The sequence below is a fragment of the Brasilonema sennae CENA114 genome, assembly GCF_006968745.1.
Taxonomy (GTDB): Bacteria; Cyanobacteriota; Cyanobacteriia; order Cyanobacteriales; family Nostocaceae; genus Brasilonema; species Brasilonema sennae.
In genome coordinates, this window is sequence record NZ_CP030118.1 from 671,299 (window position 1) to 685,322 (window position 14,024).

Sequence of the window (14,024 nt, forward strand, 5' to 3'; positions counted from 1 at the left end):
TCAATACACAATAGCCATAAGTCATCAGTCAAAATTTTGACTTTTGACTAATGACTAATGACTACTTCAGAGAAATAGCGCATGATTGTTGATTCTCACTCCTATACAACTGTTGGCGGTATAAATATATTTCGCTCAATCAGTGAAGTACAAACGGACACAACTCTGGACGAAATTTTGTTTCACCTGGACTCTCAGCGTGGAGGTTTACTCAAAAGTAGCTACGAGTATCCTGGGAGATATAAAAGGTGGGCGATTGGATTTGTCAATCCACCACTGGAGGTGACAACACGTGAGAACACTTTCACGATCAGAGCGCTCAACAATAGAGGCAAAGTGCTTCTACCAGTTATTTTTACGCGATTGTCGGCGCATTCTCAACTTCAAGAGGTTGAATTAGAGAATGATGACATTAAGGGTTTTGTCAAGCCAGCGGTGCAACTCTTTGTAGAAGAAGAGCGCAGTAAACAACCTTCTGCATTTACACTTATCCGCGATATCCTCCATGCTTTCTCTAGTGATGAAGACGAGCATCTAGGACTGTATGGAGCATTTGGATATGACTTGGTATTCCAGTTTGAACCCATTCCCAGGCGTTTAGAGCGTCCCACAGATCAACGGGATTTAGTACTGTATTTACCAGATGAACTACTCATTGTTGACTACTACTCGCAACGATCATACCGTATACAGTACGACTTTGAAACAGCGCATGGTAGTACCAAAAATCTTCCACGAACAGGTGACTCGGTTGATTATAAAGGAGAGCGCCATGTTCCCGTTCTAGCTTCTGACCATAAATCAGGAGAGTATGCAAATCAAGTAGAAGTCGCACTAGATTACTTTCGTCGGGGAGACTTATTTGAAGTTGTTCCCAGTCAAAGCTTTTTTGAATCCTGTGAAGAACCACCGAGCAAACTATTCCAAACACTACAGCAAATCAATCCCAGTCCCTATGGGTTTATATTTAACTTAGGTGGAGAGTATCTGATCGGCGCATCTCCAGAAATGTTTGTGCGAGTCGAAGGTAGGCGTGTAGAGACTTGCCCAATCAGTGGGACAATTACCCGAGGACAAGATGCTCTAGATGATGCTGAGCAGATTCGTCAACTCCTCAACTCTGGTAAGGAAGAAGCCGAACTGACCATGTGTACAGACGTGGATCGTAATGACAAATCACGGATTTGCGAACCAGGCTCGGTACAAGTGATTGGTCGTCGTCAAATAGAATTGTATAGCCACTTGATTCACACAGTGGATCATGTGGAGGGATTATTAAGACCAGAATTTGATGCTTTGGATGCCTTTTTGAGCCATACTTGGGCAGTCACAGTCACAGGCGCACCCAAACGCTCAGCAATCCAGTTTATCGAAAACCATGAGCGTAGTGCTCGACGTTGGTATGGTGGAGCTGTTGGTTACTTAAACTTCAACGGCGATTTTAACACCGGATTGATTTTGCGGACAATTCGGTTAAAAGACTCAATCGCCGAGGTGAGAGTTGGCGCTACAATTCTTTATGACTCCTTGCCATCAGCAGAAGAACAAGAAACAATGACTAAAGCTGCGGCTTTATTTGAGACAATTCGTCGCGCGAAGCAGGAGAAAAAATCAGAAGAATCTCAGCTAACAAAATTGAGCGCCTGCATCCAAGATGTTGAACCTAGTAAGCGCATCTTACTCATCGACTACGAAGATTCATTTGTTCACACACTCGCAAATTACATCCGCCAAACCGGTGCTACAGTCACAACACTACGTCATGGCTTCTCAGAATCGCTGTTTGACACAGAACGTCCAGACTTAGTTGTTCTATCTCCTGGTCCTGGTAGACCGAATGATTTTCGTGTTCCAGAAACTGTCCAGGCTTGCTTACGTCGGCAAATTCCACTTTTTGGAGTCTGTCTAGGACTGCAAGGGATTGTTGAATCGTTTGGTGGAGAACTGGGAGTTCTCAACTATCCTCAACATGGCAAGTCTTCACGGATTTTTGTCAACGATTCAAATTCTGTCCTGTTCAAGGGTTTGCCAGAATCATTTTCTGTAGGTAGATACCATTCCTTGTTTGCCTTACCGGAAAAATTGCCAGCACAACTGAAGGTAACAGCCATTTCTAATGACCATGTGATCATGGCAATTGAGCATCAAACACTTCTTATAGCAGCTGTGCAATTTCATCCAGAATCCATTATGACTCTGGCAGGAGAACTTGGTCTGGCAATCATTCAAAACGTAGTGCGTGCATACACCCAAACTCAAGAGTCAATAGTCATTGGTTAAAATTACTCCCTCATCTGGTAAGCAGCATATGAGTAACTCAGTCGCTACTGCTAATGTCCGTCCACGCCACATTCTCGAAGAGATTGTGTGGTACAAAAAGCAAGAGGTCGCACAAATGCGGCAAGAACTGCCAGTAGCGACTTTGCAACAGCAGTTAAATGCTGCTCCGAGTGTACGAGATTTCCTAACGGCTTTAAAGCAAAATCCCCATCAACCAAGCCTGATTGCAGAGGTTAAGAAAGCTTCGCCGAGTCGTGGAGTTCTCCGGGCTGACTTTGATCCAGTGGCGATCGCCCAAGCTTATGAGCAAGGTGGTGCAGCTTGTCTATCTGTTTTGACTGACTCTAAGTTCTTTCAAGGCAGTTTTGATAACCTGCGTAATATCAGACAGCAAGTTGCACTCCCACTACTGTGTAAAGAGTTTATCATCGATATCTACCAAATCTATTATGCACGCCTTGCAGGCGCAGACGCTGTACTGCTGATTGCTGCCATCCTTAGCGATGAAGCACTTCAAGACTTTTTGCGCGTGATTCACGATTTGGGAATGAAAGCTTTGGTAGAAGTTCATACCTTAGCTGAACTGGATCGAGTGCTAAAACTTGACGATCTGCGCTTAGTGGGGATCAATAATCGCAATCTAGAAGATTTTACAGTGGATATCAGACTCACTCAGCAACTTGTAGAAGAGCGACGCTCAAAATTGCAAAGCTTTGGTATTACCATAGTCAGTGAGTCTGGTTTATATACTCCTGCTGATTTATCATTTGTCGCCCAAGCGGGTGTTCGTGCCGTTTTGGTAGGAGAGTCGTTAGTCAAACAAGCTGATCTACAGCAGGCTGTGCGTAGTCTGCTAAACTCCTAGCACGTCACAGTAGTGACAAAGGAAAAACGGGCATGAAAGCTATGGTGATAACAGGCTTCGGAGGTCCAGAAGTTTTTGCTCAGCGCGAGGTGGATAAACCGATACCAGGTAAAAACGAAGTTTTGGTCAAGGTTTATGCAACATCAGTTAATCCTGCTGATTGTGGAGTACGCCAAGGACTCTTTGGATCAAAAATAAAACTACCTGCAATTCTCGGCTACGACGTTTCAGGAGTCGTTGAGGCGATTGGAGAAAACGTCAGAGATTTTCAGGTCGGTGACGAAGTCTATTACGCCATAGGACTTATAGATGGTCAGGGTGCAAATACTGAATATCATGTCACTAATGAGTCGATTCTTACCAAAAAACCCGCCAATTTATCGCATACAGAAGCGGCTAGTGTCCCGGTGGCGGGCGGTACAGCATGGGCTGCTTTGTTCGATAGAGCAAGTCTTAAAGTAGGCGAAACCATATTGATTCATGGTGGTGCAGGGGGTGTAGGCTGCTTCGCTATCCAAATTGCCAAAGCAGCAGGTGCTTATGTTTACACAACCTGCGGCAGTTATGATTTTGATTTGGTGAAGTCTATCGGTGCAGATAGAGTTATTGACTACCGCAATGAAAACTTTATCGACATTATCTTGAAAGAAACGGGTGGTGAAGGAGTTGATGTGACTTTTTCTACCGTACCAGGCGAAGTTTTAGCCCAAAGCCTAACAGTAACGAAAGTTGAGGGTCGCGCTGTGACAGTCACAGGCGTACAGGGTGACCTTAACCCAGCTATTTTCAAAAATATTACAGTTCACTTTGTACACTTAGAAAATGCCCGCCCTAAACTCGAAGCTTTGAGAAAGCTCATTGAACGGGGTCAAATCAAACCTGTGGTTGGAATGACGTTTCCTCTAAGTCAAATTGCCCAAGCTCATCAAAAACTTGAGGAAGGGGGCGAAGGTGTACGCGGTAAGATTGTTGTGCAAGTTGCTGACTCGTAGTAGGTGATGGCAACACTGACTACTAAACCAATACTCATTACTTAGGTGCATTATTCTGATGAGTTCCATTTCCCAACGTTTTCAATCTTTAAGAGACCGCAATCAGCGCGCTTTAATTCCCTTCATAACAGCTGGAGATCCTGACTTACAAACCACAAAAGAAGCTTTACGCATCTTAGACAGCAATGGTGCTGACTTTATTGAACTCGGTGTTCCTTACTCTGATCCACTAGCAGATGGTCCTGTGATCCAAGCGGCTGCTACTCGTGCGTTGCACAAGGGAACTAAGTTAGAGCATGTGTTAGAGATTGTTGCCGATGTGAGTCCAAACTTGCAAGCACCGATCATTTTATTCACTTACTACAACCCGATTCTCAATCGGGGTGTTGAGTCGTTTCTGGGGCAACTCGCCAAGGTTGGAGTACGGGGATTAGTCGTACCAGACTTGCCTTTAGAAGAAGCAGAATATCTAATTAACACAGGCGCAGAATTTGGCATAGAAGTGATTTTACTTGTCGCTCCTACCAGTTCTCAAGAGCGGATTGAGGCGATCGCCAAGCAATCCCAAGGATTTATCTACCTTGTGAGTGTGACTGGTGTGACTGGTGTTCGCTCCCAACTACAAGATCGCGTCAAAACCTTACTAAGCCAGATGCGAAGCATAACTGATAAACCGATTGGTGTTGGCTTTGGCATCTCTGGACCAGAACAGGCGCGTCAGGTAAGTGATTGGGGTGCAGATGGCGTCATTGTTGGTAGTGCCTTTGTTCAAAGATTAGCAAATGGTAGTCCCACAGAAGGACTGCAAGCTGTTGAACAACTTTGTCAAGAATTGAAAGCCGCAATTGCCCAACCGTCTCTTCAAAGAGTTGGTTCAATACAATAATACAGTTATCAGTAAACAGTTGTTTTTGACTGATAACTGATAACTGATAACTGTTCACTGTTAACTGTTATTAAGACTCCTGAAAAGTTACTAGAACGTAAGAGGTTATATCCAGTGGTTAGCATCTCAGATATCAATAATAAAGTTGAATTGGCGACTGCAAGACCCGACTCCTTGGGGAGATTCGGAAAGTTCGGCGGTAAGTATGTTCCTGAAACCTTAATGCCCGCATTAAGTGAATTGGAAACAGCATATGAGCAATACTGCAACGAGCCAAGCTTCCAAGCAGAGTTACAAAATTTACTCAAAGACTATGTGGGACGCTCCACTCCCTTATATTTTGCCGAGCGTCTCACTACACACTACGCTCACAGTGATGGCACAGGACCACAAATCTATCTCAAGCGGGAAGATTTAAATCATACAGGCGCTCACAAAATTAATAACGCTTTAGGTCAGGTGTTGCTGGCAAAGCGCATGGGTAAGCAGCGCATTATCGCTGAAACCGGAGCTGGTCAACATGGGGTAGCAACTGCGACCGTGTGCGCTCGCTTTGGTCTACAATGCGTGATTTACATGGGCGTCCAGGATATGCAACGCCAAGCCCTGAATGTGTTTCGGATGAAACTGATGGGGGCTGAAGTCCGTCCAGTGGAGGCGGGTACTGGAACACTCAAAGATGCAACCTCCGAGGCGATTCGGGACTGGGTGACAAACGTGGAAACGACTCACTACATCCTCGGTTCTGTTGCCGGTCCCCATCCGTACCCGATGATAGTACGCGACTTCCATGCTGTGATTGGCAAAGAAACTCGCGCTCAGTCTCAAGAAAAATGGGGAGGAATACCTGATATTCTCTTGGCTTGTGTTGGCGGTGGTTCCAACGCGATTGGGCTGTTCCATGAGTTTGTCGATGAGCCATCTGTACGCCTGATTGGAGTTGAAGCAGCGGGTGAAGGTGTTGACACCCAGAAGCACGCAGCAACTTTAACACTGGGACGAATCGGCGTGTTGCACGGCGCTATGAGCTATGTACTGCAAGATGATGATGGTCAGGTTATCGAAGCACATTCGATTAGTGCTGGTTTGGACTATCCAGGCGTTGGTCCTGAGCATAGCTATCTCAAGGAACTTGGTCGCGCGGAGTACTACAGCGTCAGCGATTCTGAAGCTTTGGAGGCGTTGCAGCTTTTGTCTCAACTAGAAGGGATTATTCCAGCTTTGGAAACCGCTCATGCGATCGCCTATTTAGCAAAGCTGTGTCCTCAGTTAGATGGTAGTCCTCGGATTGTCATAAACTGCTCAGGTAGAGGCGACAAGGATGTGCAAACTGTTGCTAAAATCCTGAATTCTTAGTCTTTGTCCAAATATTAGGGACTATTGATAAATAACAATTTCAGGACTTACGTAAGGGAAACGTAGTTGCACCCGTTGCGAAGCAAGCAAGCAATCTCACAGTCTTATTCTTTCGTAACTCGTGCGTAAGTTCTAAATCCCAGACGCGGTTATTTTTCAGTAGCAACTCTTATTACTTTATATAAAAAAAGTAGAGAACCAAAATCCATGATCATTGTCGTCAAAAATGGTACACCTGCTGATGAAGTTACTCGCATCAGCCAAGAATTGCATAACACTTGGGGCGTCACTGTAGAAAAAAGCGTCGGACAAAACAAAGTGGTTTTAGGCTTAATTGGTGAAACTGCCACCCTAGATCCAATGCAGATACAGAATAACAGTCCTTGGATTGAGCAAGTACTACGAATTCAGAAACCTTTCAAGCGCGTCAGTCGAGAATTCCGTCATGGAGAAGCCAGTGAGGTTGTTGTTCCCACACCAAATGGTCCTGTCCACATCGGTGAAGAACATCCCGTTGTGTTGGTTGCTGGACCTTGCTCTGTTGAAAATGAAGAAATGATTGTGGAAACGGCAAAGCGCGTTAAGGCGGCTGGAGCCAAGTTTCTGCGTGGCGGGGCTTACAAACCTCGCTCCTCGCCTTATGCATTTCAAGGACATGGTGAGAGTGCTCTAGATTTGTTAGCAGCAGCTCGTGAAGCTACTGGTTTGGGGATCATCACAGAACTTATGGATGCTGCTGATTTACCAGCACTGGCTAGGGTTGCTGACGTGATTCAGATAGGAGCCAGAAACATGCAAAACTTTTCCTTGCTAAAGAAAGTGGGCGCTCAAGATAAGCCTGTGCTGATCAAACGCGGGATGTCCGCCACGATTGATGAGTGGCTCATGGCAGCAGAATATATTCTGGCAGCAGGAAACCCAAATGTAATTCTTTGCGAACGAGGTATTAGAACTTTTGATTCCAAATATGTTCGTAACACTCTAGATTTATCAGTGATTCCTGTGTTGAGACAGCTAACACATTTACCCATCATGATTGACCCTAGTCATGGTACAGGAAAATCAGAGTATGTTACACCGATGGCAATGGCAGCTTTAGCAGCAGGTGCAGATTCATTGATGATTGAAGTTCACCCAAATCCTGCTAAAGCTCTATCTGACGGACCTCAGTCCCTGACTCCTGAAAAGTTTGACAGATTGGTTCAGGAATTGTCAGTTTTGGGTAAAGTCGTTGATCGTTGGTCTATACCCGATCAACGTAGTTTAGTAGCTTTAGGACAGGTGTAGGAAGTAGGGTGTAGTATTTTGTGTTTGTAACAGAGGTACCAATACTTTTGAGTTAGGGGGAAAGGGAAAAATTCATCCTTTCCCTCTTTTCCTTTAACCTTGCTCATAAAAACATCTAATCTTTGGTATTTAACATCTTTCCAACGATATATTTTTTTGTTGATATTTTTTATATTTTATGAAACGAAAAAGAAAAGAGAGAAATCTAAAAAATTGACAAATCAATCAAAAGAATTTTGATTGATAAATTTATGAAAATTGCTTATTTTTGTATAGACAGTAGCGTTAATTACAGTTTTCCTTAAGTGATCTCTACATTCGTTGGAGAATTTCCGAAACAAAGCCATTCTTGATTTGTAATGCCCAGATAAATAATTACTAGTTTTGGCAATAACAGAGCAATAAAAAATTAAAAAAACAGGCTTATTTTTTGCTGATTTTATATGCCTGTGGTTGCGTAATTTTTAACGTATAAGTAGGAGGATTCTCTTTAATGGCAACTGATAACAATAATAATGGTGATCTCGGGAGTGTACTGCAACAATCTCCCTGGGGTCGATTGAGTGAAGTCACTTCTACTGAGAACGTATTACAAGGCTTTGGCAATGCTACTGGTGGTGGTAGCATCGGTGGCGCTCCCAGTGGTGCTGGTGGCGGTAGTCCCTTTACTAACTTTGGTAACCCGAATGCCTCTGGTAGCCCGCTTACTGGTGGTAGCAACCCTTGGGCTGCTATTGGCACTAGTGGTGGCAGTGCTCCCTCTGGTGGCGGTGGCACTGACGTGTTGACTGGTGCTCCCTCTGGTGGCAGTGCTGGCGGGTTCAGTGGCGGCAGCCAAGGTGGCATCGATTTTGCAAGCGCAACCGATTCGTTGTCGTTTCAGAACAGAATCCTGATTGATCAATACGTGGCTAATGGTCCTACTACCGAAAGTACAGATGTGTTGTCATGGCAGCTGACGAATAATGTTGTCAACCAGGTTTCCGGCTTGGGTAGCACATCACCTGTAAATGGTGGCGGCAGCACCGACGGCTTTGATGTTAACAGCATCCCGTCTGGCGGTGGTGGCAGCATTGGCGGCTTTGGTGGTGGCAACCAGTTTGGCGGCTTTGATCCTAACAGCATCGGCGGCTTTGGTGGTGGCAGCGGCGGCTTTGATGTTAGCAGCATCGGCAGCTTTGGTGGTGGCAACCAGTTTGGTGGTGGTGCCATCCCGTTTGCTTAGAGTTTCACCTTAAAAAAATTGTTGGGTTAACCAATACCTAAGGCAACCCAACATGATTCCAAGACCTACTAGCCAAACTAATCTCCTGTGACGAAACCAAAGAAGAAACTTAGAGACCGATCTAGCTTGCTTTCTTTAGTTTTCCTAGTTCAACAACATTTTTGTTCTAACGATAGGAGGATTTTTAGTTATGGCAACTTCTAACACTAACTCTGCTGCTAGTAGTGACAGTGTTTTTCCGCAGTTATCATCCAATTTTTTGGAGAAGATCCGGACAAACACCTCAACCTTTACTGACATTGTCAACCAATATAGAAGTGACAAAGCCGATGCAAGTGACGATCAGCCTCTGGCACCTGTAGTTGATTTGGTGAATGCAGTTTATGGCAGCGACTCACCCTTCTTAAATGGCAATGCCAGTGCATCTAGTGGTAACGACATAGTTACTGGTAGTGGCAGTGTGTTAAGTGGTAGCAGTCCAGTGACTGGTAGTAGCAGTGTGTTTCCTTCGCGTTCTGAGATTTGGAACCAGGTAAAAGCTGATATCTTATCTGACTACCTTGCTAATCAGAATTCTGGTGTCGGCAGTCAGCTTCCGCAATCATCAACTGAAGTCTTGCAACTGTTGGCGAATGACCTCACAACTTTGAGTCAAGCTATTGATTCATTGCACTCTGGGAACAATGCGATCGCTAGTACTAGCACTCCGATTGTTTAACGTCCCAGTTTGAAGTCAAAAATGTTGGGTTGACCCGTAAAAGGATCAACCCAACAACATTCCAAGAGTTACTAGTCAATAAATAGCCTGCACTTAAAAAACCAAAGACTAAAGCAATAAGGCAGGCTTTATGTATTTAATTTCCCACATTGTACTAGGTTTGAGTCCTAAAAATTAGGAGGATTATTTTTTATGACAACTTCTACCGTTAATCCTGACACCAATTCAGTTTTTCCCCCAGCTACTGATGTAGCTAGTGTTAGCAACTACTCGGCTGGTAGTGTACCACCAGTTTCAGATCCCCTAACTAGTGGTGGCAGTTCCTTACCCGTTGACACTTCCCTACCGGTTGACACTTATTCTGCTAGCACCTCTGTGCCTACTGCTAGCACCTCAGTACCTATTGCTAGCACCTCTGCTCCTACTGCTAGCAGTCTGGCTCCAATCAGTAACAGCAACTCATCTGCAAGTGGTACTGACACCTTAGCCAGCAGCAACTTGTTTGCTAGCAGCTCGGGTACTAGCGCTGTTGGTGGTAGCAGCAACCCGTTTGGTAGCATCTTAGGTACTAGCAACTCAAGTAGTACCGGCTTAGGATCTGGCAGCACCAACACCTTTGCTGGTGCTGCAAACAATCCGTATGCTGGTGGTGGCGGTCAACCTTTCGCTAGTCTTGGCAACGTAGTTGTTGGTGAGAGTCAATGGATCATCGGTAAAGAAAACACACCGGAAAGATTTTCAAAAGCGATAAATTTTACTGTCGAGCAGTTGGTTGACTCAGTCATGGACAAACTGAGTTACAAAATATCCCAGAGTGGCATTACTGTTTCTTCCAGTGGTGGAAATCCATTTGCTGGTGGAAACAATCCCTTCAGTACTACCAGTGCGCCAGCTCTGGATTACTTGAAACAGGCTTATGGTACAAATTTCCCTATACCTAAATCAGCTGAAAGTTTGCTGACATCCGTCTACAGTCAGACCTTGCCAAGTGCGTCTGGTACTTCGGGTGCTAGTGCTGGTACCTCGGTTGCTGGTGGTAGCAACCCGCTTGTACCTACTAATAACACAGCTATTGCTCCTGGCAGTATACCTCAGCAACCATCTATAGATATTGTGCAAGTCCTCTTTGGTCAGGACTTAAAAGGCGCTGGCGGAAGTAGCTCACCCTCCGACATCTTAAGGATTGTCCAAGATGACCTATTAAACTTCACCAAAACAGTCAACTCCGCTACAGGTAAAAAACTGTTCAGTGGTAACAATACGCCTCTGAAATCACCTTCCGATTTATTGACGCTCTATAAAAATGACATACTGAGTGCAAATACTAGTATTAATACTGGTACTCAAAACATTAGTAATGGTGATCCGTACAGCAACGTATTTGCTGGTAGTGCCACTCAAGGTGGATCTCAGGCTGTTCAACCACCCACCGATGTCTTGTACACTGTCCTTGGTGGTCTGTTGCCCTTCAGTGGCACTGACAACATTTTTAATACTCCTGAAGGTGGCATACCCATTGGTTATGGCAATAAGGACTTTGGTAGTAACAACGCTGTCATAGGTAATGCCAACTGGAACTATGGACAATCCAATGTAAGCGTAGGTAATGCTAACTGGAATTGGGACTCCACTAAAAACAACGCAACAATTGGTAATGGCAACTGGCATTTAGAGTCTAGTCAAAACAACAGAACCATTGGTAATGGCAACTGGTACTGGGAGTCAACCAGTGACAACGTAACTCTTGGTAATGGTAACTGGGATTTCGGAAATAACAACACAACCATTGGTAACGGTAACTGGGACTTCGGTAGTAATAACACAATCATTGGTACTGGTAACCATGTCTTCACCAGCAACAGCCTAGTTATTGGTGATGGCAATTGGTCTGTGATTATTGACAAATCCAACACTGCGGCTGGTGAGTTTCTCGGTAAGTTAGATAATTTGGTATTGTCGATGGGAATCAAAGACGCTGGTGATAATCTAGTTAATTCCCTCTTCACCAAATTCGCGGATGCTTTCCAACCCTTAACAGGTAACCTTGGAGAATCTGGCCTCAAGACATATAATCAACTCTTCTACTCTGGTGCCAATAACACCTAAGTAACGCGATCTGTCGCTATCCAGTAACGAAGCGATCGCCAACAAGTAGCCCCGAAGTTCAACCATCAAAGCTTTTTTGAGTTTTGATGGTTGAACGATTATGTGATTTACTGACCAACTAGCCAAACATTAACTCTTGTATCAAATCCACCAGTAGCAAGCTTTGTTCCATCAGGACTAAAGGCTACAACGCTAGCCCAGTCGGAATGTCCATAAAGTGTGGTTATCAACTCGCCTGTTGTTAAATTCCACAGCTTAATTCCATCTTTGGCAGCACTGGCAAGAGTTTGTCCGTTTGGGTTGATGGCGATATCATTTACCCAGTTGTTGTCTCCTGTCAGGGTGCGAACAGATTGTCCAGTGGTAACATTCCAGACTTTAATTGTGCGATCGCGACTCGCACTAACAAACGTCCTTCCATCTGGAGTAAAAACTATTTTAGTGACTGTATTATAATGCGCCCCTGGAATTGTGCGGATTAATCTTCCACTACTCAAATCCCATAGCTTAATCACGCCAATATTATCACCACTCGCCAGCGTCTGACCATCAGGACTAATCGCCACTGTATTAATCGAGTTATCAAAACGTGTCAAAATCGCAAGTGGGCGCTGTTGTAGCAAATCCCACATCCGAATACCATCTAATGCGCCACTGACAAGAACTTTACCATTTGGAGTTACAGCTAAAGATAGTACATTGCTTGTATGTTCCACAAAGGAGCGAGTAAATTTGCGGCTTTTGAGGTTCCAAAGGTTAATAGTGTTGTCATCACTGCAACTGGCAAGAGTTTGACCATCTGGCGAAATCACGATAGATTCTACTGCAGCTTTTTGTGCTCTATCAATAATTCCAAGCCTTCTGCCAGTTATTGTATCCCATAAGCGAATTATGCCTTCATTATCATTGCCACCACTAAGAAGAATTCGGCTATCTGGAGTGAAGGCGAGAGATTTAATAGGTCCGGTATGCTGTATGAATGTGTAAAGAAGTTGTGGATTCGCAACACTAGTCGTCGGTTGAGCTACTGGTGTCACTTTAAACTCAACAGGGATTGCAGATGGTACTTGGATCAGCGAAGTGATGGCAACGGCACCTGCTACACTCATGAGTGTCACAAAATTCTTGGCACTGGTTATTTGAGACTGAAATTCCTTTATACGCCCATAAAGCTTTGCATTTTGGATTTGCAAGAGGAATTTATTGTGATTATTCATATATTTTAAATATCTCAAGACAGCCTGTACCATATTGACAGGCGGTAAACTTCCGCCCATCAATGATCATACTGGCGCATAGGTAGCAAAGCATACCATATTTATTTGTTTTTAGCAACAATCAATAATAAATATCATGACTCAAATTTCAGAGCCAAAATCTACCGATATGGTGGCTTTTTCTTAGAAACACTCAGCATCGGTAAAGCAGGACTTGACGATCGCTCAGGCAGGTAATGTTGTACAACAGGTTCATCAGGTAAGGGGCGGCGTTGTTGAATCCGCCACCATTTGTAGGCTAGCGCCACTCCTGTTGTCCCTAAGCCAAAAGCAAACAACGACCACCTATCGTCAAACCCACCAATCAATGCATCTATGACTCCCATTGTAATCAGTACACTGATCAGTGGTTCTTTACGGTAGCTTGACTTCAAAAAACGAGGAAATACAGCATTCATCACAAGCTTTTTTGTTCCTGTTCACCTTTAGATATATATTTATATTTTTTGAGAGCACCTAAGCGAGCGATTGACGCTTTTGTGATAGAGCCTCAATTTCATTATAGTTCGGTTCAGTTCTACTACCATTAACGCCCAATTAAAGGTTTTATTAAGTCAAAACCAGCCGCGATATTCAGCTGGTTTGAGCTTCTGGTCATTTTTGTGGTACAAGAGTCACTTCTAAGTTGGTAAAATCCTACTTAAGACCGAGCCATGATAAGACTCCTTGGTTGGTAACATATTCTATTACCACCATGATTAGGAAGCCAATCATTGCAGCTCGACCATTCAAACGCTCAGCATATTCATTAAACCCGAACTTCGGCTCTTCCAACTTAGGAGTTACGCTTGGCTGTATCATCATTGAAAACCTCTTTTTGGCAAATGAACTTTTAAGTGGATATCTGAAACTGGATATTTGAGTAACAACACAACTGAGCTATTTTACAGGATTGTCACTGTTTACAATTATTTACGATTCTTATCTTAGTTTATTGTAGAAGCAGTTTCGTAATCGTCAAGAGCAAAAGTTTGAACTACAGTGGTGGTATCACAGAGAGTTAAGTTGTCCAGAGTAGTCAAGTGTAGAGTG

Annotated in this window: 12 protein-coding genes; 9 read left to right on the forward strand and 3 right to left on the reverse strand. The window is 44.1% G+C overall.

Annotation, left to right across the window (positions count from 1 at the left end):
- Nucleotides 1–81 precede the first annotated feature (81 nt).
- The 9 genes from DP114_RS02790 (at nt 82) to DP114_RS02830 (ending at nt 11,715) form a co-directional block, all read left to right on the forward strand.
- The gene (locus DP114_RS02790) at nt 82–2,280 is read left to right on the forward strand and encodes an anthranilate synthase (protein ID WP_171975388.1); all 2,199 of its coding nucleotides are present in this window, start codon (nt 82–84) and stop codon (nt 2,278–2,280) included.
- Nucleotides 2,281–2,308: 28 nt separating this feature from the next.
- Complete coding sequence (gene trpC / locus DP114_RS02795) at nt 2,309–3,145, forward strand: indole-3-glycerol phosphate synthase TrpC (RefSeq protein ID WP_171978099.1); 837 nt, start codon at nt 2,309–2,311, stop codon at nt 3,143–3,145.
- Between the two features lie 32 nt (nt 3,146–3,177).
- Complete coding sequence (locus DP114_RS02800) at nt 3,178–4,137, forward strand: zinc-dependent alcohol dehydrogenase family protein (protein WP_171975389.1); 960 nt, start codon at nt 3,178–3,180, stop codon at nt 4,135–4,137.
- Nucleotides 4,138–4,195: 58 nt separating this feature from the next.
- Nucleotides 4,196–5,023, forward strand: a complete 828-nt coding sequence (gene trpA / locus DP114_RS02805) for a tryptophan synthase subunit alpha (RefSeq protein ID WP_171975390.1) — start codon at nt 4,196–4,198, stop codon at nt 5,021–5,023.
- 114 nt (nt 5,024–5,137) lie between these two features.
- Nucleotides 5,138–6,379: a tryptophan synthase subunit beta gene (trpB, locus tag DP114_RS02810; protein ID WP_171975391.1), complete on the forward strand. Its 1,242-nt coding sequence runs from the start codon at nt 5,138–5,140 to the stop codon at nt 6,377–6,379.
- 207 nt (nt 6,380–6,586) lie between these two features.
- On the forward strand, nt 6,587–7,666 hold the full coding sequence (aroF, locus tag DP114_RS02815; protein ID WP_169263037.1) for a 3-deoxy-7-phosphoheptulonate synthase: 1,080 nt from the start codon (nt 6,587–6,589) through the stop codon (nt 7,664–7,666).
- A gap of 493 nt (nt 7,667–8,159) precedes the next feature.
- On the forward strand, nt 8,160–8,891 hold the full coding sequence (locus DP114_RS02820; RefSeq protein ID WP_171975392.1) for a hypothetical protein: 732 nt from the start codon (nt 8,160–8,162) through the stop codon (nt 8,889–8,891).
- Nucleotides 8,892–9,081: 190 nt separating this feature from the next.
- Nucleotides 9,082–9,609: a hypothetical protein gene (locus tag DP114_RS02825; RefSeq protein ID WP_171975393.1), complete on the forward strand. Its 528-nt coding sequence runs from the start codon at nt 9,082–9,084 to the stop codon at nt 9,607–9,609.
- Between the two features lie 192 nt (nt 9,610–9,801).
- Nucleotides 9,802–11,715 (forward strand): RodZ family helix-turn-helix domain-containing protein, encoded by a 1,914-nt coding sequence (locus DP114_RS02830; protein WP_171975394.1) that lies wholly within the window; start codon nt 9,802–9,804, stop codon nt 11,713–11,715.
- A gap of 107 nt (nt 11,716–11,822) precedes the next feature.
- Here DP114_RS02830 and DP114_RS02835 read toward each other — a convergent pair whose 3' ends face one another.
- The 3 genes from DP114_RS02835 to DP114_RS02845 all read right to left on the reverse strand — a co-directional run bounded on the left by DP114_RS02835 (nt 11,823) and on the right by DP114_RS02845 (nt 13,796).
- The gene (locus tag DP114_RS02835) at nt 11,823–12,824 is read right to left on the reverse strand and encodes a WD40 repeat domain-containing protein (protein ID WP_171978100.1); all 1,002 of its coding nucleotides are present in this window, start codon (nt 12,822–12,824) and stop codon (nt 11,823–11,825) included.
- Between the two features lie 269 nt (nt 12,825–13,093).
- The gene (locus DP114_RS02840; protein ID WP_171978101.1) at nt 13,094–13,390 is read right to left on the reverse strand and encodes a hypothetical protein; all 297 of its coding nucleotides are present in this window, start codon (nt 13,388–13,390) and stop codon (nt 13,094–13,096) included.
- A 238-nt stretch (nt 13,391–13,628) separates the two neighbouring features.
- Nucleotides 13,629–13,796 carry a chlorophyll a/b-binding protein gene (locus DP114_RS02845; protein WP_169263032.1) on the reverse strand — a complete coding sequence of 56 codons (168 nt, stop codon included), beginning with the start codon at nt 13,794–13,796 and terminating at the stop codon, nt 13,629–13,631.
- Nucleotides 13,797–14,024 lie beyond the last annotated feature (228 nt).

Bases quoted from the DNA above. Each gene is read 5' to 3' on its own strand.
- trpA (WP_171975390.1), top strand. From the start codon at position 4,196: ATGAGTTCCATTTCCCAACGTTTTCAATCTTTAAGAGACCGCAATCAG.
- DP114_RS02845 (WP_169263032.1), bottom strand. From the start codon at position 13,796: ATGATGATACAGCCAAGCGTAACTCCTAAGTTGGAAGAGCCGAAGTTC.
- trpC (WP_171978099.1), top strand. From the start codon at position 2,309: ATGAGTAACTCAGTCGCTACTGCTAATGTCCGTCCACGCCACATTCTC.
- DP114_RS02825 (WP_171975393.1), top strand. From the start codon at position 9,082: ATGGCAACTTCTAACACTAACTCTGCTGCTAGTAGTGACAGTGTTTTT.
- DP114_RS02790 (WP_171975388.1), top strand. From the start codon at position 82: ATGATTGTTGATTCTCACTCCTATACAACTGTTGGCGGTATAAATATA.
- DP114_RS02800 (WP_171975389.1), top strand. From the start codon at position 3,178: ATGAAAGCTATGGTGATAACAGGCTTCGGAGGTCCAGAAGTTTTTGCT.
- aroF (WP_169263037.1), top strand. From the start codon at position 6,587: ATGATCATTGTCGTCAAAAATGGTACACCTGCTGATGAAGTTACTCGC.
- DP114_RS02820 (WP_171975392.1), top strand. From the start codon at position 8,160: ATGGCAACTGATAACAATAATAATGGTGATCTCGGGAGTGTACTGCAA.
- DP114_RS02835 (WP_171978100.1), bottom strand. From the start codon at position 12,824: ATGAGTGTAGCAGGTGCCGTTGCCATCACTTCGCTGATCCAAGTACCA.
- DP114_RS02830 (WP_171975394.1), top strand. From the start codon at position 9,802: ATGACAACTTCTACCGTTAATCCTGACACCAATTCAGTTTTTCCCCCA.
- DP114_RS02840 (WP_171978101.1), bottom strand. From the start codon at position 13,390: ATGAATGCTGTATTTCCTCGTTTTTTGAAGTCAAGCTACCGTAAAGAA.